At 42.3% G+C, this 24783-nt stretch carries 26 protein-coding genes; all 26 read right to left on the bottom strand.

Annotated features, from left to right (window positions below):
* The coding region (locus J3A84_RS13080) for an IS66 family transposase (protein ID WP_207600493.1) at window positions 1-670 on the bottom strand (670 nt) is incomplete at its 3' end.
* A gap of 113 nt (window positions 671-783) precedes the next feature.
* On the bottom strand, window positions 784-1140 hold the full coding sequence (gene tnpB, locus J3A84_RS13085; RefSeq protein ID WP_207600494.1) for an IS66 family insertion sequence element accessory protein TnpB: 357 nt from the start codon (window positions 1138-1140) through the stop codon (window positions 784-786).
* Window positions 1137-1493, bottom strand: a complete 357-nt coding sequence (gene tnpA, locus J3A84_RS13090; protein ID WP_425350768.1) for an IS66 family insertion sequence element accessory protein TnpA — start codon at window positions 1491-1493, stop codon at window positions 1137-1139. The genes tnpB and tnpA overlap by 4 nt, the downstream gene beginning before the upstream one ends.
* Before the next feature lie 261 nt (window positions 1494-1754).
* On the bottom strand, window positions 1755-4274 hold the full coding sequence (locus J3A84_RS13095; protein ID WP_207600496.1) for a vWA domain-containing protein: 2520 nt from the start codon (window positions 4272-4274) through the stop codon (window positions 1755-1757).
* 22 nt (window positions 4275-4296) lie between these two features.
* On the bottom strand, window positions 4297-5217 hold the full coding sequence (locus J3A84_RS13100; RefSeq protein ID WP_207600497.1) for a type II secretion system F family protein: 921 nt from the start codon (window positions 5215-5217) through the stop codon (window positions 4297-4299).
* A gap of 12 nt (window positions 5218-5229) precedes the next feature.
* On the bottom strand, window positions 5230-6186 hold the full coding sequence (locus tag J3A84_RS13105) for a type II secretion system F family protein (RefSeq protein ID WP_207600498.1): 957 nt from the start codon (window positions 6184-6186) through the stop codon (window positions 5230-5232).
* A gap of 3 nt (window positions 6187-6189) precedes the next feature.
* Window positions 6190-7575: a TadA family conjugal transfer-associated ATPase gene (locus J3A84_RS13110; RefSeq protein WP_207600499.1), complete on the bottom strand. Its 1386-nt coding sequence runs from the start codon at window positions 7573-7575 to the stop codon at window positions 6190-6192.
* Between the two features lie 13 nt (window positions 7576-7588).
* Window positions 7589-8767 carry a CpaE/TadZ family protein gene (locus tag J3A84_RS13115; RefSeq protein WP_207600500.1) on the bottom strand — a complete coding sequence of 393 codons (1179 nt, stop codon included), beginning with the start codon at window positions 8765-8767 and terminating at the stop codon, window positions 7589-7591.
* 5 nt (window positions 8768-8772) lie between these two features.
* Window positions 8773-9531, bottom strand: coding sequence for a Flp pilus assembly protein CpaB (gene cpaB, locus J3A84_RS13120; RefSeq protein WP_207600501.1), 759 nt, complete (start codon window positions 9529-9531; stop codon window positions 8773-8775).
* Between the two features lie 14 nt (window positions 9532-9545).
* Window positions 9546-10676 carry a pilus assembly protein TadG-related protein gene (locus J3A84_RS13125; protein ID WP_207600502.1) on the bottom strand — a complete coding sequence of 377 codons (1131 nt, stop codon included), beginning with the start codon at window positions 10674-10676 and terminating at the stop codon, window positions 9546-9548.
* Window positions 10677-10688: 12 nt separating this feature from the next.
* Entirely contained in the window at window positions 10689-11090 is a 402-nt protein-coding gene (locus tag J3A84_RS13130) for a TadE/TadG family type IV pilus assembly protein (RefSeq protein WP_207600503.1), read from the bottom strand.
* Window positions 11091-11115: 25 nt separating this feature from the next.
* Window positions 11116-11691: an A24 family peptidase gene (locus J3A84_RS13135; RefSeq protein ID WP_207600504.1), complete on the bottom strand. Its 576-nt coding sequence runs from the start codon at window positions 11689-11691 to the stop codon at window positions 11116-11118.
* Between the two features lie 234 nt (window positions 11692-11925).
* Window positions 11926-12099 carry a Flp family type IVb pilin gene (locus tag J3A84_RS13140; RefSeq protein ID WP_207600505.1) on the bottom strand — a complete coding sequence of 58 codons (174 nt, stop codon included), beginning with the start codon at window positions 12097-12099 and terminating at the stop codon, window positions 11926-11928.
* Window positions 12100-12593: 494 nt separating this feature from the next.
* The gene (locus tag J3A84_RS13145) at window positions 12594-12932 is read right to left on the bottom strand and encodes a DUF192 domain-containing protein (RefSeq protein ID WP_207600506.1); all 339 of its coding nucleotides are present in this window, start codon (window positions 12930-12932) and stop codon (window positions 12594-12596) included.
* A 677-nt stretch (window positions 12933-13609) separates the two neighbouring features.
* Window positions 13610-14527 carry a type II secretion system F family protein gene (locus J3A84_RS13150; RefSeq protein WP_207600507.1) on the bottom strand — a complete coding sequence of 306 codons (918 nt, stop codon included), beginning with the start codon at window positions 14525-14527 and terminating at the stop codon, window positions 13610-13612.
* Between the two features lie 13 nt (window positions 14528-14540).
* The gene (locus J3A84_RS13155) at window positions 14541-15509 is read right to left on the bottom strand and encodes a type II secretion system F family protein (protein WP_207600508.1); all 969 of its coding nucleotides are present in this window, start codon (window positions 15507-15509) and stop codon (window positions 14541-14543) included.
* A gap of 2 nt (window positions 15510-15511) precedes the next feature.
* Window positions 15512-16897: a TadA family conjugal transfer-associated ATPase gene (locus J3A84_RS13160; protein WP_242694241.1), complete on the bottom strand. Its 1386-nt coding sequence runs from the start codon at window positions 16895-16897 to the stop codon at window positions 15512-15514.
* 12 nt (window positions 16898-16909) lie between these two features.
* A complete protein-coding gene (locus J3A84_RS13165; RefSeq protein ID WP_207600509.1) occupies window positions 16910-18061 on the bottom strand; it encodes a CpaE/TadZ family protein in 1152 nt (383 codons plus the stop codon).
* Window positions 18062-18796: a Flp pilus assembly protein CpaB gene (gene cpaB / locus J3A84_RS13170; RefSeq protein WP_207600510.1), complete on the bottom strand. Its 735-nt coding sequence runs from the start codon at window positions 18794-18796 to the stop codon at window positions 18062-18064. It abuts the gene before it with no gap.
* Window positions 18797-18819: 23 nt separating this feature from the next.
* The gene (locus J3A84_RS13175; protein WP_207600511.1) at window positions 18820-20010 is read right to left on the bottom strand and encodes a pilus assembly protein TadG-related protein; all 1191 of its coding nucleotides are present in this window, start codon (window positions 20008-20010) and stop codon (window positions 18820-18822) included.
* Window positions 20011-20030: 20 nt separating this feature from the next.
* A complete protein-coding gene (locus J3A84_RS13180; RefSeq protein ID WP_207600512.1) occupies window positions 20031-20456 on the bottom strand; it encodes a TadE family protein in 426 nt (141 codons plus the stop codon).
* A 20-nt stretch (window positions 20457-20476) separates the two neighbouring features.
* A complete protein-coding gene (locus J3A84_RS13185) occupies window positions 20477-21040 on the bottom strand; it encodes an A24 family peptidase (RefSeq protein WP_207600513.1) in 564 nt (187 codons plus the stop codon).
* Window positions 21041-21135: 95 nt separating this feature from the next.
* Window positions 21136-21312: a Flp family type IVb pilin gene (locus tag J3A84_RS13190; protein ID WP_207600514.1), complete on the bottom strand. Its 177-nt coding sequence runs from the start codon at window positions 21310-21312 to the stop codon at window positions 21136-21138.
* A gap of 618 nt (window positions 21313-21930) precedes the next feature.
* Window positions 21931-22194: a metal-sensing transcriptional repressor gene (locus J3A84_RS13195; RefSeq protein WP_207600515.1), complete on the bottom strand. Its 264-nt coding sequence runs from the start codon at window positions 22192-22194 to the stop codon at window positions 21931-21933.
* Window positions 22195-22207: 13 nt separating this feature from the next.
* Window positions 22208-22438, bottom strand: coding sequence for a heavy-metal-associated domain-containing protein (locus J3A84_RS15485; RefSeq protein WP_342590973.1), 231 nt, complete (start codon window positions 22436-22438; stop codon window positions 22208-22210).
* Window positions 22439-22483: 45 nt separating this feature from the next.
* A complete protein-coding gene (locus tag J3A84_RS13200; protein WP_342590974.1) occupies window positions 22484-24772 on the bottom strand; it encodes a heavy metal translocating P-type ATPase in 2289 nt (762 codons plus the stop codon).
* Between the last annotated feature and the right edge of the window lie 11 nt (window positions 24773-24783).

Here is a 24783-nt window from a genome sequence, read left to right on the forward strand (position 1 = left end):
GCCCAAGGTTATGCCAATCCTTCTCCTGTCGGTAGAGGGGAACGTGATTAACATATTTCTGGTACATGGTCCATGCCACACTGGAGGGGGAAGCCATCGAATGCTGAAGCACCGGCTGATCTGGTTCTGCCTGGATCATATAGCTTCTTCCTTCCTTGCGACAAGTGCGACAAGTGCGACACTCCGCTGTTTCCACGTAGATCTCCACAAGTTTCATGGATGCAGGTGTATATTCGATTTCTGTCCGCAGATACTTTTTACCGGCCGGAAACAGTCTGTCTCCGTCAACGGAGCAGACTTTGTCTTCATCTGTCAGCGTATATAGTTTCTCTTCTCTCGGAAGGTTGACCAACGCTTTCTCTCGGGAATATCCTTTTCTCGAAGCTTTCTTCGGGGTAAGATCTTCTTCAGCATCCTCTGTAAGATCAGCCGCAGTTTCAGCTTCGTCAAACTGACCATGCTCAAACACCTCATCCATCACAATCTGGCCGGTCAGAGCAGCTGTCTTCTCACTCTTAGCACCATAGCGCTTTTTGTTGAGATACTCAATCTGCTCACGTAGAAGTATTATGTTCACACTCATTTCTTCAATGGTTTTACGGAGAGATTCGATGGTCTTATTCTGTTCTTTGATCACTTCGAGCAGTACGGATGTATCGGTGTCATTCATGTTGAACCTCTCCTTTGTTATATTTAAAATCTACAATTATTATATCATAATTTCAGCAGAAATGCACGAAAAATAATCACTGAAACCATTGATTTCACAATGGTTTCAGTGATTCAGAGCACTCTTTTGCTTCCGATGTTTTGGATGACTTTCTTCTGATCGACAGACAAGCCTTCAAGTAACCAGCGGTACTGCTGAGGTGTGATTTCCCTGGCTTCATCATTGCTTCGAGGCCACTGAAAACTTCCGTTTTCAAGCCTCTTGTAGAGAAGCAGAAATCCGTCACCTTCCCAATACAACGCTTTCACCCGATCTCTTCTTCTTCCGCAGAAGAGATACAGCGCATTCTGGAAAGGGTCCAGCTTAAAGGTTTGGCTGACGATGGCCGCGAGGCCATCAATTGATTTTCTCATATCCGTCTGTCCGCAGGCGATGAAGATCCGGACATCTTCGGGAAACTTCACTTTCATGAGGAATGACCAATGAGTCCGAGAATAGATTGAAGAGTAGCAAGATCAGCACCGTTGTGGATCTCGACTTCATTACCGTGAGATCGAATAACTGCACAGATGCCACTTTGATGTGGAGGCTGCTGTCGGCCTTCCTCGGAGGTAATCTCCGTAAAGCAGGCTTGCCCCGTCACCGCCATGGTGCCAGCTTTCACCAGTGAATCCTGACGGATTACCTTGCTCCAGTAAAAGAAACTGGGTGCGGAGACCTGATTCATCTCACACCATTTTCTGATGGCCAGGCCGCTTTTTCGCTGCTCTTTGATAATCTCCGTCCATTTCGATTTCAATAGCTCATGACGAGCTTGTTGCATAGTTGCCAAATTCAATCCTCTCCTTACTCACAGTTTTAACCCTGGCTCAGCAAGCTCAGCTGAGGATAAAACCAATCCATTGAGAAGATTATCTCATAGTTTTATTTCACATAGAATCCATGCATTTATTGAACGCTTACCATATAAATACATCACCATCCGAAATTAAGCGGACTCTCATCATATAAAGAAGAAGAATACGCTTGAACTTTTAAAAACCGCCCACTCCTATGGAGTAGGCGGTTTTGCTATTACACTATTTTAGAACTTACCTTCCAGGATGTTCTTTCCAGTATCCGCTTTGGCATCTCCTACCCAGGCTGACTCATAGCTGAAAACATACTCTCCGGATGTGAAGTTCACTTGAGTATCCACTTCATACTTGATCAGAATTGCATCATTGACCACAAGAATACCAGGTTCGGTGGTTTTGATCTGGAGTTTTGGAGGCGTTTTTCTATTCAGACTCCTGTATCCGTCCATGAACTTGAACCTTCCCTGATCCACCATTTTTTCGAAGATAAGATCATAGTCATATCGACTTCCAGGAATGAAGTAGTCTGAAGTGTCCTTTCTTTTTTCACTGAATGTCAGGATCACCTTGGACTTACCGAAGGTGGACAAATCAACGTTTCCTGTTTCTTTTGAAGCATCATCATCTGTTCTCCTATAGGTCAACCTTCCAGCAACCTGATAGAGTTTTTTGTAATTTTTCTCATAAAGCACTCTACCAATCCCATAAATGAGTAGAAGCGCTGCTGCTATAGATACTAAAATCCCGGTAATCAGCATCAGATTCTCTCGAATTCTACTGATTATTCTCGCAGTGTTGGTTGTGACCATCAGTTCCAGATCCACACTTTCACTGGAAAGACTTGTAAGCTCATTGTTGACAGTGAAACTCACAGGAACTGTAAGCAGCTCTCCATTGGCTTCAACAGCTGGCATAAGGCTTACATTTACAGTCTTTTCTTCCATAGGTTCAAGAGCCACGGACTCAGTTTCAAGAATCCCGTAAGCACCATCGATGGATAGATTCACCACTTCTCGATAAGGTGATGTGCTTTTCATTGTCAGCAGTAATTGTGCTGCATCTCCTTGCAGCAGTTCATAGGATCGACTTTCGAGGCTGATGCTTACAGTCCCAGGAGGAAGAACCTCAGCCCTTCCAATATTCTTTTCCAGAATAAACAGATCTCCGTTGTAAGTTCCTCGAGTCCGGATAAATATCTCCTGCTCGCCGAGCGCATCAAAGCTCAGTATCCCACTGAAGATTCCATCTTCAGCTTTCACATCTCCATTCTCAAATACACCATCATCCACAAGAGAAATTATAGTTTCTTCCTCCTCTTCATTTCTCTGCACAAGTTCATAATAATCAAGCGTCAGCTCGTCTGATACCTTCAGATTTGTAGAAGCGAGGGTAAGCGTACTGCTTACGATTCTTTCTTCTCCTTGCACATAGCCTGTTTCCTGAAGGACCAGGTCGCTTTTGATTGCAGGAAGAAGTTTGACACTAATCGTGGTGGAAGTTGCTGCTATAACCTCTTCTTCAGAGTGAACCGCCAAGTTGATTTCGTAGTCGCCACGGGTACTGGTGTCTTCAAATACACCAACATATTCATCCCCCTCTTTCACGAAGGTCAGGGGCTGCAGAGCCTGAACGCCATTAATCATGACATCTCCCTCCACAAGAAACTCTTCACTGGAACTTCCAGTCAATGTTGCTCTTATTTCAAGCGGCTCTCCGATAGGATGAAGAGAATTATTGATGGGACTATCCATCCAGATCTTCACAAAAAGATCTTTTGTGCCCATTATTTCGGCAGATGCATTGCCTGTAAGCTTGATTTTCCACATTCCTGAACTTTCAGCCTCATCCTGATTAATGGTTGCCAGGGTGTAGCTTTCTGTTTTCACGATCTTAAGATTCTCTCCAGGGTCCACTCCTTCTGGCGGAATGAAATCAATCTCCAGAGGGCCACCTGTATTTCTGACGACAAAGGTTTCCTGAGAGACAAATTCATCCATTTTAAAATCCAGAAGTTTTTCACCTGCCACATCTTCAGAAATATTCATGAACTCATTTCTGTTTTTCAGCTGACTGATGATATCAAAAAAAGCCACCGCGACATCAGATGACTCACTATACACATTGGATGTTCCAGTTGTTTCCAGTGCCAGTCGATCCATGACTTCAGAATCCAGAGTACCAAGACCAACCGTATGTACAGTGTATCCTGCTAGACCGATTTCTTTCACTTTAAGCCAGAATGAATCCATATATTCTTCCATGAATCCCGGTTCATCTCTTCTTGCTGCATCGGGGTCAGGATCTCCATCTGTGAGAAATATGATCACCTTATTGAGATTCTCATCCTGAATACTTTCCATCTGACGAAAAGCCAGATCAAAGGCTTTCAGATAATCTGTATTTCCCAGCGCTTCCAGATTTCCAGTGATTTTTCCTTTCAGCTGATCCTTACCCGTTTCTCCTATCAAAGCCATTGGCTGAATCTCCTGAGCATCGTTACTGAAGGATATGATTCCCAGATAGTCTTCAGGACTGAGTAGATCAACAAGGATATTGGCTGCTGTCTCTCGCATGAGACTCGGGTCCGTATCACTCATGCTACCGGATTTATCGATGATGAGCGATATGGCAACACTTTCCAGCGCTTTCACATCGTCACCCAGCACTCTACTAGTACTTAAATTGCAGAAATTAAAAAAGAGGAAAAAAAGCAATAATAACGTTGTCTTTCTCGTTGTTTTTGCCATTTTTCCCACCTCCACCTTTATATTAGAATAAACCGCTCATATTTTCAATAACACTGATCACTGCAGGTCCTAAAATTACTACAAAAAGTGCAGGAAACATGAAAAATATCAGCGGAAAGAGCATTTTGATCGGAATCTTCATGGCAGCTTCCTCTGCTCTTTGTCTTCTTTTCTGCCTCATAACTGTAGACTGGGTTCTGAGCATGGTGGCGATATTGGTTCCCAGAATCTCAGACTGTATAACTGCGGTAATGAAGGTATTGATATCATCCACACCTGTACGTCGTATGATCCCTTTTAAAGCTTCCTGTCTGTCTCGACCTTTAGCGATGTCCTCCAGCGCTTTCTTGATTTCATCGCTGAGAGGACCCGGCATCTTATCCGCAGATTTTTTAAGCGCTGTATCAAACCCAAGCCCGGCTTCCACACTGATATATAGAAGATCCAAAAGATCCGGAAGCGCACTCTGCACTTTCTTCTGCCTGATCTGAGCCGTGGAATTCAGCCTTACATATGGAAGAAAGAAACCCAAGGCACCAAATAGAACAGAAAGCAGTATGTTTCCTTCTCCGATCAGCAGTCTGAAAACCAGATATAAGAGTGAACCCATTACAATGGCCAGCATGACCTGTATGGATAAAATAGAACTTGGTGTGAATTTCTTTCCAACGCCAGCCTGCATAATCATCTGCTCGTACTTCTTCTTGATGGATCCTGGAGTGATACTCCCTAGCGCTTCCACAAATCTCTGGTAAGCAGGATTCACTACACGTTCTACAAAGGGTTTTCTCATCTCATCTTCATCACCCTGGAGGCTATACATGGAATTAATCTCTTCCATTCGCTCACTGACAAGAAGTCTTTTGCCAAATACCATCTGAAAGACAATGCCAAAGAAAAGACTTGCTGTGATGAATAATAAAACATATACCATCAGTTCCATGAAATCATCCTCCTATACTTCCAGTTTGACCAGTTTAGACAATATGAAGATACCTATAAGCATCATCACTACAGCAGCCCCTACCATGATAAGTCCTATGAGATTATCGAAAAGCTGACCGATATAACTAGGGTTCATAATCGAAAGCACCAAGGCAATACCAACAGGTAGAAAACTGATGATAACTGCTGATAGCTTGCTTTGGGCGGTGAGCGTTCTTACTTCACCTTTGATTCGCACTCTTTCTCGAATTGTATTGGAAATGGTGTCCAGCACCTCTGAAAGGTTTCCGCCCACCTGTCTCTGTATGATCATGGCTGTAACAAACATATCCACATCTTCATCACTGGTTCTTTCAGAGAAATCTTCCAGTGCGCTTTCCATGGATTTACCCAGTGTATTGTCACGTATGATTTTGGTGAATTCATCACCTATAGGGCTCTCCAGATCTTTACCTGCAATACTAACTGCTTGCGCAAAGCTAAGGCCTGCCCTTAGACCATTGGAGATGATGTTCAGCGCTTCTGGCAGCTGTCCATTGAGCTTTTGAGATCTCTTGCTGATGATACGATTGACATAAAGATCAGGCAGCAAGAATCCGAGAAGTCCTCCCACAAAAGCCATAGGCAGTAGTTTCGTCAGGAGAAACATTAGAAGAAAAACCGAAACAGCAGCACTCACGGAAATCATGAAGAATTCCTGTGGTTTCATCAGAATATACGCCTGCATGAGCTTTTTCTTCTTCTTGGTGTAATATGCATTCAATAAAGAACTGTTCTTTTTACGTTTTCGATCTTTCTCTATTTCCTTTTCTTCTTCACTGTCTTCATCTGTTGCGTAGTCCCATGAAGATGCAATGAGTTTCATTCTCTCTTTTGTTTTTGACCTGTTTGCAAAGAACATATTGTAGAGCAGAATGAAAAACAGGGTCATGAATAGAAAAAACGATAAATATACAAGATATTTCATAGGTTATCTCCCCCTCGCAGCCTGAATGTTTCCACCTTCATGTGTTTTGAAAATGCTGGTTGGTAGATTTTCGCCATGAGCTCTTAGTTTTTCCATGTAATTAGGGACAATACCGGTGGGAACGTGTTTGCCTACTACGCCACCTCTTTCATCAAATCCGTCGTGTCTGAACACGAAAAGATCCTGCAGCGTAATCGTATCACTCTCCATGCCGACGATTTCCGTGATTTTCGTGATCTTTCTTGAACCGTCTGTAAATCTTGCTACCTGAACAATGAGATTGATGGCTGAAGCTACCTGCTCTCTGATTGCTCTTGATGGAAGATCCATCCCACTCATCATAACCATGGTTTCCAGTCTTGCCAGGCTGTCTCTTGGTGTATTGGCGTGGATGGTTGTCAATGAGCCGTCATGGCCCGTATTCATCGCCTGGAGCATATCTAAAGCTTCACCGCTTCTGACTTCTCCCACGACGATTCGGTCTGGTCTCATACGAAGAGAGTTAACAACCAGGTCTCTGATATTCACTCTACCTTTTCCTTCAATGTTCGAAGGCCTGCTTTCCAGTGGTAGCACATGTCTCTGCTGAAGCTGAAGCTCGGCAGCATCTTCAATGGTCACAATTCTTTCGTTGTCCGGAATAAATCCTGAAACCACATTAAGAAGAGTGGTCTTACCAGAACCCGTACCACCGGATACAAGGATATTGATTCTTCCTCTGACACTGGATCGGAGAAGTTTTGCCATATCCATGTTTAGCGTTCCGAATGAAATCAGATCTTCTAGGGTATAAGGGTCTACTGCAAATTTACGGATGGTGATGGCTGGACCTTTGATGGATAAGGGCGGAATGATAATATTCACACGGGAACCATCGGGAAGCCTCGCATCGACCATCGGTGAACTTTCGTCAACTCGTCTGCCTAACGGAGATATGATTTTATCTATGGTATGAAGCACATGTCTGTCATCACGAAATCTCTTGTCTGTCACTTCAATTTTACCGAAACGCTCAATATAGATATCATTGGGACCATTGACCATGACCTCTGTCACAGTCGGGTCATCAAGAAGAGAGGTAATGGGGCCGTATCCGAAGACTTCTTCCATAACCAGTTTATGGGCTTTCTGCTTATCTGATGATGATAGATGTTTTCTGTTCTGGTTCAGCACTTCATTGATTTTTTCGTTCACCAGATCGGAAACCATCTTTCTTTGGGCCTGATCATTCTTATCTGGAGAGATGATGATCTCGTCTATGATTCTTGCTAGAATCTCCTGAGAGAAATCTTCAATCTCTTTCAGCTTTCTGAGACTCAGCTCATCATGCTCTTTCGCAACCTCATTTCTGACACTGGATTCATTTATGTTAAAACCGCTTAGATTCATTTCTGTCACCTCTTTACTTACTTGCTGCCTTTACCTCTGACTCATCTGTCATTTTCTTAGCCAGTTTCTTGAAATTCTTCGCAATAGCACTACGGCTGTTTTTGGTCACATAAGGCACACCCTGATTGAGGGAGGATATGACGCCTTTATAATCAGCTTCTATGCTCGAGAACAGGGTCTGATTCAGTGTCTTCTCAATATCTCCTGCTTTGACCTCACCACGTCTGTCTGCTTTATTTAGAAGCAGCTTGATCTTTGATTTGGGATAATTCAAGTCATTCAGCGTAATCAGTGATGCTTTGATATTTCTCACTGTAGAGACTTCAGGTGTCGTAATCATCAGTAACTTATCTGCAAATACGAAAGCAGGATTAATGGGTTCGTAGAACCTTCCTGGCATATCCACAATAATATAATCATAAGAATTCTGAAGAGTCCTGAGTATGATCTGGATATGTTCCGCATTGATGAATTCATTCATCTGAGGCTCAATATTGGCAGGAAGAATGCGCACGCCTGAATCATGCATCAGAAGATAGCTTTCAATGAGATCCGGGTCAATATTCTTAATATCATTGACTACATCTGATATCGTAAACTTTGGCTGAATGTTCAGTGCTAATGAAGCACTGCCAAAATCCAGATCAAGGTCTACCACAACAACTCGTTTTTTGGTCTCTTTGGAAAGAGTAACTGCCAGATTGATGGAAACGAAGGTTTTACCTACTCCACCTTTGGTGCTGAAGACCGTAATCACCTGACCAAGTTCTGATTTTCTCTTTACTCTTTGCGGAATATCTCGATGAAGATCTGCTCTTTTTTTGTTCAGTTCATATGCTTTGTAAATGGAATCCATCAGTCTGGTAGGAACGATGGGTCTTAAAACCACATCTTTCGCACCTGAGAAGAGCGCTTTATGCATGATTTCTTCTTTAATCTCATCTTCAATAAGGATAATAGACACTTCTAAATGCTCTGCTGTAATCTCTTCAGCTACGTCATATCCGTCTCCGTCAAAATCTTTTCCGACGACTACAACATTAATGGGATCTAGATCAAGTACTCTCATTGCATCGTCTCTGGTATCCACTCTCTGAGAAAGCATGATATAATCGATATTTTTAAGGATACTTTCTATCTCGATTCGTTTTTCTTCGTTGTCTTCCAGAATCATAAGCCTTATTCTATCCATTATAGCTACCTCCCTCTCCAAGTGTTAAAGTTATCTGATCCAAACTCGGTCAATTCATTAATATTTTCATCTACAGGATTTCTCAAGGTCATATTAATACTCCCTGACATTTGGGCGTAGGTAAGGACCTCTGCCTGGCTAGGTGTTACTAGAAGTGTCAATGAACTGGTTACACCCGTTGGTTGAGTCTGACCATCAGTAGGCGTTGTGTTTGGTCCTTTCTCAATTATCTCAATGTTTTGAAACTGAGTGTATGTTACAGTTTTCCCTTCAATTTCTTCATCTTGCTCCGTAGCAGGGTCATCATCCACTGCTTCTAGTGTATATGTAACAAGAATATCTATTTTATCCCCTTCGACTATATAGCCTCCTACACCGGAAATTTCTGTCATCGGAATAGTCATCGCTCTCATATTTTCTGGAATCCTAAAGGAAAGATTAACAGAATTCTCATCAGTTGCCACTTTTGTTCGTATAATCTGTTCATCGTTATAAATAGCCATATTAGTTGTGAATCCAACAATATCATCAATACTACTGATTGCATCAGGATGAACCGCTTCAGAAGGTATGGATTTCACTGCAACCATTTCTGGTGTTACTGTTACATGTGCCGGAATGGCTGTTACCGCCACTACGACATCTGACAGTTGCACAGGAACAGCCTCCACCTCTTCCTTACCTTCTAAATAAACATACAGTAAACTCATTGATATCAAACCTAATAACACCGCTAATACAATTACTCGTTTCCTTACTTTCATAAATATCCCCCCACCTACTTAACTAGTTTAGAGTATCTAGACAAACCCTCATATCCAGGTAACGGATCCTGATCTCCATCTTTAATAATCGTGTTTAACTCAATGATCTCACCAGTAAACTCCCCTAACAAAGTCCCTTTCGCATAGTCCGGAGTGTATGTCGCAGCTTGACTTACTTTAGTGAAATCCGTCTTTGTCAAAGCATACTGAGAGCCAAGAATCTTATTGTTATTTGCGGTAATCACATCATGTATAGTGTAAACTGCAAAATACTGAATAGTAAGGTTTATATGAGCATTAGGATTCTTCTCAGCTTCTTCAAGTGCTACATCAGAAATCACAATCGGAATTAACCCAGACATGAACTGTCTTCTTTCGTTCACTGTACCTAAAGCTGCAGCTGTAATCATCCGATCTTCAACTGCATCAACCATCGAATTTGCTTGTCCTGTTTCTGATACAAGAACCTGATTGATGATAAACTGTCTATCCATATTAATCCCAGCTAGTGTATCATTAATGATTTTTTGCCCATTCTCGCCTTCTTCCAATTTAACAAATCCCCTGTTCGGATCTGATACTTCGCCATTTTCTAAAGTAACTTTACCAGAATGTAACGTTGTTTCCCCATCTATAAAAGCTTCCTCTAACATAAACAGAGGAAAAATTTGCCCTCCTGTAATCTGAGTGCTGTAACCCCATGTCGCTACTGCTTGAGCTACAACATCTGAGTTGTCGAAACCGATGAGCTTTGCAAAATCATGCTCTTCATTTTTTTTGACAGTGACAACGATAACATCACGGTTTGAAATGCCACCACTCGCAAGCTCCACATCCATTTTCTTGAGCTCAACAATTGGTTCTCCTTCAGCACCATTTTTAATTGCCAGACTCTTGGCGATAGCTATGGCATCGGTTTTAATCTGACTAATTTTTGCAAGGTCAGTTTCCCCCAACACTTTTTCCATTTCTTTTGCACCAGCAAGAGCACCTGCATCTGCCGCAGTTACCATAGATCTTCTTGTATTGTATAATGTACCTGCATCTACAACTATCGCCGCCATACCAAAAGCTACAAATAGGAGAAATAAAGCTACGATCGGCAGCACTGCTCCTTTCTCATCTTTAATAATTCTGAATTTCATTCAATCCACCTCCTACTCCAATCTCATAGTTGCTTTTGCTGTCATCTGTTGAGGACCGGTTACAAAGAAACCAATAAGCGGCTCTACTTGTCCATTGACTTCAATGATTACGTTTCTAATGTTGTTTAAAGTGTCAATATCGGAATCATAACCTACACTTGTTACCACAACTCCACTAGCTCCCGAAAGTGAGCTTGTAACAGCTTCTTCAGCTTTTGCTTGGTGATTGATGTTTGAAACAGCTGCTACCCTAGCACCTTCTCTTGCTGCACTGGTCAAGGATATCCTAGCATTAAACAACCACCCGAACTCAATAATACCTAATAGAAATAAAAGAAGAATCGGGAGTACTAATGCAAACTCCACAAGACCTTGCCCTTCTTCTTTCTTATGAATTTCTAATTTTTTATACATAAAAACCACCTCTGGTTTACTATTTTCAAAATTGAATAAAAGTGTCCAGCCTGAACATCATGACAACCAAAGTACCAGATGCGATTGCTAGAGCATAAGGAATATAATCATTTTGCTTTTCTTCTTTCTTTCCAATGAAATACTTCTGCTTAACTAGAAACCAATCTTTTCTAGTTAACATATATAGTAGTCTTAATAGTGGTCTGATAACTAACCCTAACGCATCAATTAGCGTCATTTTCAAGCCACCTTTATAAAGCATGTACACTATAACAAGCCCGCCCCCAAAAATGGCTGTTGCCAATCCAGACACAAGAACAAATTCCCATCCCATAAGCGAACCGATTGCAGCCATAAGTTTCACATCTCCTGCCCCGATTCCTCCATAAATATAGGGAACTAAAAAAACAGCAAAGCCGAGCAGAAACCCCAATACACTGAATAGGAATCCGTCTAACCCACTGTTCACAGTTGACCATATGACACCAATCAATATGGCAGGCATCGTTATTTTATTAGGGATCTTTCTTCGTGTCCAGTCGTAGTAAACAGAAAGCATCAGCAAAATAAGTAGTACAACATGGGAAAAATCGAAATTCATTTAATCACCTACAACGCATTTATTACATCTTCTTTTATCGTCTCATATAAACTTAACAATGATTCACCAAACATTATTACCACACTTATTATCACGATAGCAACTAAAGAGATAATCAGAGAGTACTCAACTAATCCTTGAGCAGACTCATCAAAAAACACTTCATATATAACTCTCACATAATTCACCTCTTTTAATAAAATGCCCCCAAAAGGGGGCATTTATGTAGTTCGATCATTTAGTTGGTGACTCTAACTCAGTTGAAATATCAGTAAAAATCTTATCAAGCGAACCACCTACTGCTGTTAATGCTACGATAACTACAATAGCCACCAAAGCAATAATCAGACCATACTCAACCATACCCTGCCCTTCTTCATCATTCCATAACCTTTTTAAAAATTCCATGATAGACCTCCTTAAATTTTATTAAAATTAGTAGTACGAGTAATGTATTATGTCAATTTTCTGTTATTTTTATTTTAGTCTTACAATCGACTATTGTCAATACATATTACTCCGTATTTTATTGTATATTTCAGTAATTTTCAGAAATAAACCCATACTTTCGACATAAATTGTTTTAATTCATAGAATATTTTTTCATTCACAAAACTATTTTACACTAATAGTTTTATCTCACTTGAGTATAATAAGGCAAAGCGAAAATTGTTTAACTTGGTTTTTCGGTATTTGATTTATCATACACTTTTTCTGGATATCCATTAATATTATTTAAACATATTTTAAAGGAAAATTTAAGCATATTTTCAGCAATTATTTGTTAAATTTGTTTGAATATCAAAATTAACACCAATACATTTGCAATCACGTAAATGTATTGGTGTTATCACCTTGTGTGTATTTGATTATATCTGAGTAGCCACCCTTGTCGAATATCGTCACAGAATTTGAATTTCATCACCGATCTTCACTTTGTCACTAAGTTCATTTGCATTTCCCTCTATTACATACCTAGAACCCTTTACCACAGAACTGACCTTTCCAGGAGTCATGGCACAAAGCACCTCGAGTACCTTGTGATCCTCTGAAACGAAAAGCACATCTATTGCGAATCTCATGTTGAAAGTATGTATACTGCTACAGGGCTCAATCTTAAGACCAAACCCAGGACATAACCCCTTTTTCCCCATAAGCCCCATAAATCTCCTTACAAATGTATCCGCAATATTTAGTTCTTTCAGGATCTCTTCTCCCGTAGTGACATTGATGACTTTCATTATCTACAACCCACCCTTCAGCAATTTTCACAATTCATACTCTGTTTTTATCTTCTTATGACCATTATACTCATAAGGAAATAAATAGTCTTCCTATTTTATCAGTAATAAATGATACAACAACTTAACTCCAACCATACCAACCATACTTTCACTTGTTCAAACAATAAACTACATGAACACTTTAGATACTAGATCTGGATTCAGAGTTTTGGTGGTCAGTACCTTTTATACCAGCTTATCCAGAAGAGCTTCAGATGAAAGCCCCTATACATCTTAATAACTGCATTAATCTGGTAACTTTCGAAAAGTGATTTCATAGGACAATGACAGAGCTCTTCCGTTTTATTTTTCTAGCTCTCCAGTCAACTCCCTCTTCAACACTTCTATGGATGTCTCTCAGCTCCATAGTCACTTATTCTTCCAGCAGACTCCTCTTAATTTCTCATCACCTTATATTATGCATTTATTACCAATGATGAAAAGTACAAACTGACAGTATCAATCTAACTTACAATGGCTTAGCTGGGATGTCAACAATAATAACATTCTCTATCTGCATTTAAATTATCTATTTCTTGGAGCAAACCTCTTTTACTTAACTTCTATTCATTATTTTCAATTCGAAAACCCATCCACCGAGAATGTTCTTCGTTGGATGGGTTTAATGTATTGATCTACATATTCCCAAGAGATTCCATCATATTGATTCCTGCAGGACCTAGAATCACAATGAATAGTGCAGGCAGCATGAAAATTACAAGCGGAAACAACATCTTAACGGGAATCTTCATGGCAATCTCTTCCGCTCTCTGTCTCCTTTTCTGCCTCATTTCATTGGATTGAACTCGTAAGGTATTGGCGATATTTGTACCCAGAAGCTCTGATTGGATCACTGCAGTGAGAAAGGTATTGACATCTTCTACGCCTGTTCGAGTGATGATCCCTCTGAAAGCATCCTGCCTGCTCCTGCCGCTGGACATTTCATGAAGGGCACGATCAAATTCGTCACTCAGTGGACCCTGCATTTTTTCTGTAGCACGTTTAAGAGCCATATCAAACCCTAGCCCCGCTTCCACACTGATGAAGAGGAGATCCAGAAGATCAGGAAGCTTTCTCTGAACCAGTTTTTGTCTCTTCAACCCATTACTATTTATAATGCTATAGGGAAAATAGAAACCAAGAAAAAGAGCAAAGACATAAGGAAAAACACCATATTCCACCAGATAAGGCGAGCCAATGAGATACGCCCCACTGGCTAAAAGAATCCCTGACATCACCTGCATGCTGATGATGTTACTTGGTGAATACCTCCCCACATACCCCGCCTGCGAAATCAGCACTTCATATTTCTTCTTGATGGAATGCGGGGTGACTTTATTGATGAGCTTTATGAACCGCGCATAACCAGGCTTTATGATTCTTTCACTGAAGGGCTTCACCAGGTCATCTTCCGGTTCTTCCTTCACCTGAATTTTGGATAGCTCCTCCATTCTTCTCGCCAGATTGATTCTGCTCTGAAAGAAAATGTAAAACAGCGCATAAAAGACCAGAATCGATGTAATAAATACGGATGTAATGATTATGTATTCCATCTCCTCTTCCCTCCTATACTTCAATTTTGATGATTCTGGTCAATATGAATGTACCCGTCATCTCCATCATCACAGCTACACCTATAAGAATATTCCCCAATGTTGTATTCAGAAGAACATGGATATATTCCGGGTTCATGACAGAAATGGCTAAGGCGATTCCTACAGGCAGAAGCCCGATAACCGCCGCGGACATCTTCCCTTGAGCGGTCAGCGTCCTTACTTCCCCTTTGATCCGCATTCTCTCTCTGATGGTACCAGTGATGACATCAAGAACTTCCGAAAGATTCCCACCCACCTGTCTCTGAATCATGATGGCTGTAACAAGCATGTCGATATCCTCGTCATCGTTTCTCTCAGCAAGATCCGAAAGGGCCTCATCCAGGGGTTTCCCAAGTGTGTTGTCACGTATGACACGCGCGAACTCGTCCGCAATGGGAGATTCCATTTCCTTCATGGCGATATTCATGGACTGAATGAAACTGAGCCCTGATCTGAGACTGTTTGAGATCGCTCCCAGCGCGTCAGGCAGCTGATCGTTCAGCTTCTGACTTCGGCTTCTTTTCACAGATAGGATATAGGAATCAGAAAGCCTGAAGCCGATGAAAAATGTAAGTATCGAAATAAGAATCATTCCACTGAAAAGATAAACAAGAAGTCCAAGAATCAGAGAAACCATAAAGGTGATGAAGAGGAACTCTTCCGCCTTCAGCAGAATGGATGCCTGCATGAGTTTTCTTCTTTTCTTTTCAAGGTACTTCTCAAGTGGAAGTAGTTTTCGAAGCATAGCAGACACGCTTTTCTTTTCCTTGTCTTTTGGTGCATACTCCTCAATCAGTTCCTCTTCGAAATCCTTTTTCATGGATTGAATCCCCTGGAGTCTACCTCGTAGTCTTAATCTACCGGAAAAGAGGATGAGATAGAGTGATAAAAAGGAGAACAGGGAGAAAAAGAATGCACCTAGAATAATTAAATACTTCATGATTATCTCCTAAAGCTGTTTTCTCCCCGGAAGGACTGATTTCTGAATATGGATGTATTCAGCTTCTCTCCATGGGTTTTCAGTTTCTCAATGTTACCAGGAACAATTCCTGTCGGTACATGACTTCCCTTGACTCTACCATTTTCATCAAACCCATCCTGCCTGAATTCGAATATATCCTGAAGGGTTACCGTATCCCCTTCCATACCTAGTACCTCCGTGATTTTCAACACCTTTCTCGAACCGTCATTAAAACGTGAAATCTGGACGATGAGATGGATGGCAGATGCAATCTGTTCTCTGATTGCACGAGAAGGAAGCTCCATCCCGGACATCATGACCATGGTTTCAAGTCTGGAAAGACTGTCTCGAGGTGTATTGGCATGGACTGTGGTCAGTGACCCGTCATGGCCTGTATTCATGGCCTGGAGCATGTCCAGTGCTTCCGCACTTCTGACCTCACCTACCACGATACGGTCCGGTCTCATTCTAAGAGAGTTCACAACAAGTTCTCTGATGCCGACTTTCCCCTTTCCCTCCACATTGGCTGGTCTTGTTTCCAGCTTCACAACATGGTCCTGCTGTAGCTGAAGCTCCGCAGCATCCTCTATGGTGACGATTCTCTCATCATGAGGGATGAAGCTGGACATAATATTCAGAAACGTGGTCTTACCTGAGCCTGTACCTCCAGATACAATGATGTTGGTTCGCCCTTTGACACTGGCCTTCAGAAAAGTAGCCATGTCCATGTTCAGCGTCCCGAAGGAAATAAGATCCTCCAGAGTGAATGGATCTGCCGCAAATTTTCTGATGGTGATTGTTGGTCCATTCAGCGCAAGCGGTGGTATGATAATGTTCACACGAGAGCCGTCCTGTAGCCTTGCATCCACCATAGGTGAGCTTTCATCCACTCTTCTTCCGATGGGTGCTATGATGCGGTCTATGATATGCAGCACATGTGTATCATCTCTGAAGCTCACTTCTGATTTGATCAGTTTTCCTTTTTTCTCCACATAGATATTATCAGGTCCATTGACCATGATTTCAGAAATATCGTCGTCCTCAAGGAGCGGCGTAAGTGGGCCAAGCCCATAGATTTCATCCATGACTTCCTTCACAATATTCTGCTTTTCGCCATAAGAAAGATTTCTGCTGCTCTCGCTTAATACTTCACCTACTATTCTCGTGATCTGAAGGGAGACTTCTTTCTTCTGAGCAATATCGGGATTCTGCTTATTTACGGACATCTCATCAATGACCTTATCAAGAACCACTTTGCAGACTTCTTCCATTTCTCTTTTGCGTTTCGCTTTGAATTCTTTAGCTGCATGATCTTCACTAAATTGAACGACATTGTCTCTATTCATGGAAAAACTTCCAAAACTCATGATGAACCCTCCTTAGTTTTTACTCATTTTTAAGATAAATTTCTTCATCTCTTTTGATATAGCGCTTCTAGTATATCTTTCAACGTAGGGAATTCCCTGATTCAGTGTATAGGGCACTTTTCTGTGATCCGCATCCAGAATAAAACTTATACTCTGATCCAGAGTCTTCTCTACATCCTTGCTCTTGATATCGTCCTTTCTAGACCTTTTATTAAGAACCAGATGAATCTTGGATTTGGGATAGTTCATTTCATTGAGATATACCAGAGAAGACTTTGTGCTTCTGATGGAGGAAATCTCTGGAAGTACCACCATAAAGAGCTTGTCTGCATAGGAAATGGCTGGTTTCACCACTTCCGAATAGGAAGAAGGCATATCCACCACCACATAGTCATAACTAGACTGCAGTGTCTTTATGATGAGCATCAGATGTTCAGCGCTGATCATCTCCGCCCTATTAGGATCAAGATTTGCCGGAAGAATTTTCAGTCCTGTATTATGAACTGTAAGATAGCTTTCCAGAAAATCAGCATCAATATTTCTGATGTCATTGACCACATCGATGATAGAATATCGTGGTGTAAGATTGAGAGCCAGTGCGCCGCTGCCATAACCTAGATCAAAATCCACAAGAACAACCTTCTTTTTTGTTTCTCGTATCAGCGATACTGCAAAGTTCAATGAAACAAAGGTCTTTCCAACTCCACCTTTTGTACTGAAGAATGTAAACACCTGCCCGATCTTCGCAAGAGAATTCTTTCCATGAACCACCTTTTCCTTTTTGACCGATTTTGTAAGAGAATCATTAACTTTGTAGATGGAATCCAGTAATTTTGATGGTTCATAGGGTCTTAGTATCACATCTTTCGCCCCTGAAAACAGGGCTTTATGTACTGTGTCTTCCTTCAGTTCATCCGTCAAAACGATAACACCACGATCCGGGTATTCATGAGTCAGTCCTTCCACCATGGAAAAGCCATCTCCGTCAAAATCCTCAGAAACGAGAATAACATTGACACTTTCCGCATCAATGATACTCATGGCCATGGAGAGCGTCTTGGGCTCTCTGGCCAGGTTGATATATTCAATGTTTGATAAGACGGCTTGCAGTTTTTCCTTCTCTTCAATGGAGTCTTCCAGAATCATCACACTGATTTTTTCCATTTACTCCACCTCCTCTTCCAGACCCTCAAACGCATCCATTCCATATCCTGGAAGTTCAAGAATCTTAGTGTCTACTGGATTTCTAAGCGTCATATTGATGGATCCTGATGCTGCAGCATATACAAGTTTCTGCGCATCATCCGGTGTTACAAGCAGCGTAAGGGAAGATGATACACCTGTATCACTTTGTCCACCTGTGGCCCCCGAGACCGCTGGACCTTTAGCCACCACTTCAACATTCTGAAACTGCGTTGTGATCTGGAGTCCTTGACCTAGCGCTTCCATATCCGTATAGGAAACAAGGATGTCCACCTTATCACCTACTGCGATAAACCCAGCCACTCCACTGATTTCATTGGAGGAAAGAGTCATGGCTCTCATCCCTTCAGGGATTCTATATGCAAGAGAGGAGGAAGTCAGATCTGTGGCTACTCTGCTTTTAAGAACCTGTTCCCCAGCGATGATTTCATTCTTGGACAAGAAACCGACCACTTCTTCTACTGTTCTTGCTGCATCTCCATGCACACCATCTGTCGGCAAGGACATCACCGTGAGCATTTCTCCCGTGATGATCACATTTTCAGGAATCGTATTGGCGGCAACAACTACTTCTGTTTTATTAACAGCAACAGAGACAGCAGGCACATCAACACTATTCAGATACAGATAGATCAGCGCGGAAGTAATTATGGAAAATATAATGGCTAGAATTATAACTCTCTTTTTCATATTCATAAAGATTTCCTCTCTAGTTTCATTTAGTTAATCAATTTATGATAGGTGGCGATTTCCTTATCCACTGGTGATAACTGATCACCAGCCTCGGAAACTGCAATATAAGGCACAGGCTGCCCGACAAATCTACCTACTATGGTTCCCATTTTCAGTTCTTCATCTTCCGGTGTATCCGGATCATCGAGATACCGGATACCAGTCAGGTTATCCTCAAATCTCTGTCGATGATAATTCACCCGATAGTCTTCCACATTGAACGAGGCGCTCTCACTTGTTTCCTCTTTCAGAAACAGGAAGGATCGATCCGATCCAACCCCATCCGCGACGATGTAATCAAGAATCTCATACATGGCAAAGTACTTCACAGGAAGAATCAGTTTGCTTCCTTTGGACTCGATTTCACTTGAATCATCAATGATGGGAATGAGTCCGCTCATATAGATTCTTGAATCATCCTCCGATGTCAGTAATCCTGCATTATTTAATCTGGTGTTGAATTCTTTTGCAAATCCCTGCTTATTTCCCGTGTTTGTGCCGATTTCAGGATCAAATTCGAGTATTACCCCTACGTTACTTCCCTCGATAACATTCTTCATTTCGTTTTCATGAAAAAGATTGTTCCAACCCCAGTTGCCGTTGGCAATCTCCGTGGATTCTGTGATGTTCTCCACGTCCGAAAGGACCAGTTTCCCTGTATGAAGATTGGCATGTGCACCTTCCTGGAATACACTTTCAAACACGAAAAACGGTAGTACACCACCACCCGCCACTCTTTTGGAATAGCCCCATGTGGCTGTAGAAGCGGCATGAACTGTTCCATACTGTTCTCCGAAGATTTTTCCGAAAAGCAGATTTTTAGACGATGTCAGACTGACATCCACCACCTGCCTCGTATCAGCTTCCCCCTGGATCATCACCTGCCTGTTTCCGATGAAAATTTCTGAATCCAGCGGATCATAGCCATTCAGTATTATGGTTTCTTCCGCTGTCTTTTTTGCAGCATCTGTTCCAGTTCCCTGATTGACTTCAAGAACCTGTGCAGCAGCCAGCGCGGCAGCATCAGCCGCTGCTACTAGCTGTCTTCTTTCCACTCTAAGCATCCCTACATCAATGACAAGTGCTGCAAATCCGGCAAAAACCGTAGAAATGAGGACTGCCGAGATCAGTAGCACAGATCCTTCTTCACTTTTTATCAGTTTATTGATCCATTTCATATGGACTCCTCCTTGACTGGTTACTCTACTCGGAATGTTGCCGTGGCCGTCAATATCTGATCACCTCTTATAAAAAAACCTACAAGTGGTTTTACAACTGCTTCCACATCACATTGTATAAAGACACCATTGATGCTGTTCTCAGTGATATTGATAAAAGTAGCCTCTATCTTATCTTCAGGTATGGTGGGTAGCGCAGACTGCCTCACCACTTCTTCTGCTGCAGTATCAAATGACAGCACTTTCACCGGATCTGTTGTGATTCCCATGATTGCCCTTGTTCTTGCGCCCTCTCTCGCTGCGGATGTGGTTGTAATCTGTGCATTGAACATCCATCCGAATTCAATGATTCCAAGTAAAAACATAATGAAAATAGGAAGCACCAAAGCAAATTCAACAATGCCCTGTCCCTCCTCATTACTTCTGAAGTTTTTTATTCTTTTCATTATGACCACCCCAATTTCACTTAGAAATTTACAAAGGCTCCAAAGAGAACAAGTATTGATCCGGTGGCAATGGCTACAGCATAGGGAATATACACAGCGCTGCTTCGTGACTGTTTGTTTTCAAAATAAGATACCATTTTAAGAATCTTAGGACTGAAGGTTTTCTCATAGATTCTCTTACCAAGAGGAATCAGGAGTATCCCTACCGCTTTGAGGAGTGTATTGCCAAGTTCTTTCTTATAAGTCATATAAAGAACGACCATGAGACCTCCGGCAAGCGCAGCCCCTAGAGCGGTCCACATCGTAAATCTCCATCCCATCAGTGCCCCTATAGAAGCCATGAGTTTCACATCCCCGGCACCCATTCCACCCATCATATAAGGTATGATGAAAATCAGAAGTCCAAATACATGGCCCACTATCGAAAAAACCAGACCTTCTAAACCCGAATGCAGTACGGACAACAGAATCCCTGCCAAAGCCATAGGCACAGTTATTTTATTTGGCACTTTCCTGAACTTGAGATCGTGATAAACCGCTAAACTAAGTAGAATAAGTAAAAGCATGGTCATTATGAAATCCATGTGTCACCTCGGTTGAATGAAATATCTCTTAAAACATAGACATATGTTTGAAAAGCCCCCTCTAGAGGGGGCTTTATGGATTATTGTTAGAATTATTATGAACCTGAAGGTGATTCCAATTCAGCAGATACGTCGTTAAATATCCCTCCTACACTATCACCGACTAATTTAAGTCCTACAATAGCTACGATTGCAACCAATGCAATAATAAGTCCGTATTCTACCATTCCCTGTCCTTCTTCATCATTCCAGAGTCTTTTTAACATTTCCATGATCGTACCCCCTAATAATTGATTTGAAATGTATTAAATATATTCTCTACATTTCTTACTAATCACATTCTATAATGTCTGAATTGTTAATGTCAAACAAAAATTTCTTTCCAAATTATTACTTTTATTAAACTTATTCAATTTTCGACATGTTATCGTTCATGGCGCCTTAATAATTCGACTCAAGTTGTCTGACATTTTCTAATGTCACTTTAGCAGCATGATTTATACTGCGTATTTCGATATATATCACTACCGAGTAGTCAGATTTATTCGTATTATCTGACATATTATTCAAACCATCTGTAATGTTTGTAATAGTGGTTAAAATCGAAAAAAACTTTTCGACTATGCATCTTATGCATGATATTCACAAAGAAATAAGGTTTATTCTACGATGGTATTACTGAAAATATTATACATCTCATGCCGTAACAGTAAAAAATAGCAGGACTGAGGTTTTTGTGTATATATCTATATAACAGCATTGTATCTGTATGAATATTCATATGGAGATAAACGGAAAAAGTATGTTTAAAAAAAGGAAAAGCAGAAACTTCATATTCTGAAGCTTCTGCTTTCGAGATTCTATACTGTTCTTTTTTTATACTACTGCTCTTACTTAGTCAGCTTATCCATGATCATGATGATCTCACTGATCTTCTCACTCTGCTCCTCCGTACCGAAGGCACCATGTACACAATGGTTGAGATGATCATGGAGGATTTCCGCATTGACCTTCTTGAGAATGGCCTGGGTGGCCATAAGCTGATTGGAGATGTCCACGCAGTATCTGTCCTCTTCCACCATTTTAAGAAGTCCATCCATCTGACCGCGGGCGGTCTTCAGAAGCTTCGTGATCCGATCTTTATCGGCCTGCATCTAGATCGACCTCCTATCCAAATATGCTCTTCTTCTCGGATACGGAAACCAGTTCCAGTTCCACTTCCTTCAGCGCTGCGTTCATGGCTTCTTCTGACACTTCAGAAGTCATATCCACCACTGCACTTTTCTTGTTCAGGTCCACTTTCGCAGATGAGATTCCATCCAGACCTTCCAGAGCTCTGGTGGCTCTTCCTACGCATCCCATACAGTGCATTCCTTCAATTCCTAATACTTTCTTCATTTTTCATTCTCCTCTTTTCTATATTATTCTCTTGATTTCTTTAGTCTATGACTCAATCTGATTTCTTTCATGGACTGGCTTGAAGAACTTCAGTCTCAGTGCGTTGGTCACAACGAACACCGAACTTAAGCTCATGGCTGCCGCAGCGAACATGGGGCTCAGTTTCCATCCCATGGAGAGATAGAATACGCCAGCTGCCAGTGGTATACCCAGGACATTGTAGAAGAATGCCCAGAACAGATTCTGCTTGATGTTCTTGATGGTGGATCTGGATAGCTGCACCGCAGTCACCGCATCCAGAAGATCGTTCTTGATGAGCACGATATCCGCTGATTCAATGGCGATGTCCGTTCCTGCGCCGATGGCCACGCCCACATCCGCTCTTGTCAGTGCTGGTGCGTCGTTGATGCCGTCTCCGATCATGGCCACTTTGTGACCCTTCTCCTGAATGGCTCTGACTTCTCTTTCCTTGTCCTGAGGCAGCACTTCCGCAATGACCTTATCGATGTCCAGCTGTCTTCGGATGGCTTCCGCCGTTCTCTTGTTGTCTCCCGTTAGCATGACCACGTCGATGCCCATCTTCTTGAAGAGCTCTATGGCCTGCTTGCTGTTCTTCTTTACCACGTCTGCCACGGCGATGATGCCGAGGACTCTTTCATTGTCTCCGAAAAATAGTGGTGTCTTTCCTTCATTCGCCAGTCTGTCTGATTCTTCCTGGAACTGTCCAAGCTCAATGCTTTCTTCATTCATCAGCGCCAGGTTTCCGGCGATGTATGGCTTTCCTTCAATGAATGCGGCAATCCCCATACCTGATACGGAATTGAAATTGTCCACTTTCTTGAGGGTCAGACCCATCTCCTTGGCTTTCTCCACCACAGCCTCCGCAAGAGGATGTTCCGATGGTTTTTCGATGGAAGCCGCTATATGGATCAGTTCTTCTTCTGTCATTTCTCCGTTGGTCAGAATATCGGTGACCACAGGTTTTCCTTCCGTGATGGTTCCGGTCTTATCCAGCACCACCGTGTTGATGGAATGCATGGTTTCCAGAGCTTCCGCGGATTTCACGAGAATTCCGTGCTGGGCTCCCTTACCGGTTCCGACCATGATGGCCACAGGAGTCGCGAGACCCAGGGCACATGGACAGGAGATGACAAGGACCGTGATAGCCAGAGACAGTGCGAACTCAAAATCGTATCCCATGAGCATCCACACCATGAAGGTGACGATGGAGATTCCGATGACCGTCGGTACAAAGATTCCGCTGATCTTGTCTGCAAGTTTCGCGATGGGCGCCTTGGTGGCGTTGGCATCTTCCACGAGCTGAATGATCTTGGCAAGGGTTGTGTCGTCTCCGACCTTCTCCGCCTTGAACCGGAAATAACCGGTCTTGTTGATGGTGGCTGCGATGACCTTATCACCGATGGTCTTCTCCACCGGGATACTTTCTCCTGTGAGGGCACTCTGATCCAGTGAAGAAGAACCTTCCACAATGGTGCCATCCACAGGTACGCTCTTACCGGGCTTCACCACGACCACATCTCCGATGACCACATCTTCAATGGGCACTTCCACCTCTTCACCGTTTTTCACGATGAGAGCGGTTTTCGGCGCCAGGTCCATGAGCTTGCTGATGGCTTCTGAGGTCTTGCCTTTGGATTTCGCTTCCAGATACTTACCGAAAGTGATCAGCGCCAGAATGGTGGCACCACTTTCAAAATAGAGATCATGGGCATACATATGGACGATTTCCATATTGCCATGACCCAGACCGTATCCGGTTCTGAAAATGGCATAGATGCCATAGATGAACGCTGCTGCGGATCCGATGGCGATGAGCGAATCCATGTTCGGCGATCTCAGCCATAGAGCCTTGAATCCCACCTTGTAGTACTTCATGTTCACATAGATGATTGGAAGGGATAAAAGCATCTGAATGAAGGCAAAGCTCACGGCGTTTTCAAAGCCCAGAAGCCAGGATGGGATCGGAAGTCCCACCATATCGCCCATGGCGATGTACATGAGCGGAATCAGGAAAATGAAAGAGACTTTCACTCTGTATCTCATTTCCTTCAGCTCTTCTTCTATGGGGTTCACGGTCGACACCGTCGCTCCTCTCTCCCCTGTTTTCTTATGGACCTGAGCCCCATAACCCGCCTTCTTCACTGCTTCAATTACAGCTTCTTCCGGCACATCGCTGTCATAAGCGATGGTCATGGAGTTGGTCATTAAACTGACATTTACACTGGTAATCCCTTCAAGCTTCTTCACAGACTTTTCTACCGCTGCAGTGCAGGCAGAACAGGTCATCCCAGTGACATCAAATTTCTGTTCCATGTTAACCTCCT

It is taken from the genome of Proteiniclasticum aestuarii (assembly GCF_017368455.1).
GTDB lineage: Bacteria > Bacillota > Clostridia > Clostridiales > Clostridiaceae > Proteiniclasticum > Proteiniclasticum aestuarii.

Excerpts from the sequence above, each read along its gene's own strand:
- tnpB (WP_207600494.1), bottom strand. The coding sequence starts at position 1,140 with ATGAAAGTGAAGTTTCCCGAAGATGTCCGGATCTTCATCGCCTGCGGA.
- tnpA (WP_425350768.1), bottom strand. The coding sequence starts at position 1,493 with ATGCAACAAGCTCGTCATGAGCTATTGAAATCGAAATGGACGGAGATT.
- J3A84_RS13095 (WP_207600496.1), bottom strand. The coding sequence starts at position 4,274 with ATGGCAAAAACAACGAGAAAGACAACGTTATTATTGCTTTTTTTCCTC.
- J3A84_RS13100 (WP_207600497.1), bottom strand. The coding sequence starts at position 5,217 with ATGGAACTGATGGTATATGTTTTATTATTCATCACAGCAAGTCTTTTC.
- J3A84_RS13105 (WP_207600498.1), bottom strand. The coding sequence starts at position 6,186 with ATGAAATATCTTGTATATTTATCGTTTTTTCTATTCATGACCCTGTTT.
- J3A84_RS13110 (WP_207600499.1), bottom strand. The coding sequence starts at position 7,575 with ATGAATCTAAGCGGTTTTAACATAAATGAATCCAGTGTCAGAAATGAG.
- J3A84_RS13115 (WP_207600500.1), bottom strand. The coding sequence starts at position 8,767 with ATGGATAGAATAAGGCTTATGATTCTGGAAGACAACGAAGAAAAACGA.
- cpaB (WP_207600501.1), bottom strand. The coding sequence starts at position 9,531 with ATGAAAGTAAGGAAACGAGTAATTGTATTAGCGGTGTTATTAGGTTTG.
- J3A84_RS13125 (WP_207600502.1), bottom strand. The coding sequence starts at position 10,676 with ATGAAATTCAGAATTATTAAAGATGAGAAAGGAGCAGTGCTGCCGATC.
- J3A84_RS13130 (WP_207600503.1), bottom strand. The coding sequence starts at position 11,090 with ATGTATAAAAAATTAGAAATTCATAAGAAAGAAGAAGGGCAAGGTCTT.
- J3A84_RS13135 (WP_207600504.1), bottom strand. The coding sequence starts at position 11,691 with ATGAATTTCGATTTTTCCCATGTTGTACTACTTATTTTGCTGATGCTT.
- J3A84_RS13140 (WP_207600505.1), bottom strand. The coding sequence starts at position 12,099 with ATGGAATTTTTAAAAAGGTTATGGAATGATGAAGAAGGGCAGGGTATG.
- J3A84_RS13145 (WP_207600506.1), bottom strand. The coding sequence starts at position 12,932 with ATGAAAGTCATCAATGTCACTACGGGAGAAGAGATCCTGAAAGAACTA.
- J3A84_RS13150 (WP_207600507.1), bottom strand. The coding sequence starts at position 14,527 with ATGGAATACATAATCATTACATCCGTATTTATTACATCGATTCTGGTC.
- J3A84_RS13155 (WP_207600508.1), bottom strand. The coding sequence starts at position 15,509 with ATGAAGTATTTAATTATTCTAGGTGCATTCTTTTTCTCCCTGTTCTCC.
- J3A84_RS13160 (WP_242694241.1), bottom strand. The coding sequence starts at position 16,897 with ATGAGTTTTGGAAGTTTTTCCATGAATAGAGACAATGTCGTTCAATTT.
- J3A84_RS13165 (WP_207600509.1), bottom strand. The coding sequence starts at position 18,061 with ATGGAAAAAATCAGTGTGATGATTCTGGAAGACTCCATTGAAGAGAAG.
- cpaB (WP_207600510.1), bottom strand. The coding sequence starts at position 18,796 with ATGAATATGAAAAAGAGAGTTATAATTCTAGCCATTATATTTTCCATA.
- J3A84_RS13175 (WP_207600511.1), bottom strand. The coding sequence starts at position 20,010 with ATGAAATGGATCAATAAACTGATAAAAAGTGAAGAAGGATCTGTGCTA.
- J3A84_RS13180 (WP_207600512.1), bottom strand. The coding sequence starts at position 20,456 with ATGAAAAGAATAAAAAACTTCAGAAGTAATGAGGAGGGACAGGGCATT.
- J3A84_RS13185 (WP_207600513.1), bottom strand. The coding sequence starts at position 21,040 with ATGGATTTCATAATGACCATGCTTTTACTTATTCTACTTAGTTTAGCG.
- J3A84_RS13190 (WP_207600514.1), bottom strand. The coding sequence starts at position 21,312 with ATGGAAATGTTAAAAAGACTCTGGAATGATGAAGAAGGACAGGGAATG.
- J3A84_RS13195 (WP_207600515.1), bottom strand. The coding sequence starts at position 22,194 with ATGCAGGCCGATAAAGATCGGATCACGAAGCTTCTGAAGACCGCCCGC.
- J3A84_RS15485 (WP_342590973.1), bottom strand. The coding sequence starts at position 22,438 with ATGAAGAAAGTATTAGGAATTGAAGGAATGCACTGTATGGGATGCGTA.
- J3A84_RS13200 (WP_342590974.1), bottom strand. The coding sequence starts at position 24,772 with ATGGAACAGAAATTTGATGTCACTGGGATGACCTGTTCTGCCTGCACT.